1 protein-coding gene is annotated in these 249 nt (G+C 47.4%); it reads right to left on the bottom strand.

Going from position 1 to position 249, the window contains the following annotated elements:
* Nucleotides 1-249: DUF1116 domain-containing protein (locus tag RMT89_RS44595; RefSeq protein WP_315889463.1), on the bottom strand; the 249-nt coding region annotated here is incomplete at both ends.

Raw genomic sequence — 249 nt, 5'->3', positions numbered from 1 at the left:
GCGACTGTTATTGGTTGCATCATCTGGCGTACCACCAACAAATTTAACGATTGCTGGAGAAGATGCCATTGCGAAACCACCAACACCTGCTGTTTCAGTGATTGCACTATCACCCAAGTCCGCAGCGGCATCCTCAACACCGAAGCCAGGGAAGAACAAACCATTTACTGGGTTAGCGGGTGCTTGAAACCATTGATTTCCTGTACCTGACAACTGAATACCAAAGTTCACACCATTACGAGCCATAAC

The organism is Streptomyces sp. P17, from assembly GCF_032436805.1.
Taxonomy (GTDB): domain Bacteria; phylum Actinomycetota; class Actinomycetes; order Streptomycetales; family Streptomycetaceae; genus Streptomyces.
Note: the sequence above shows the minus strand (reverse complement) of the source record. Positions and strands in the feature narration are given on the sequence as shown.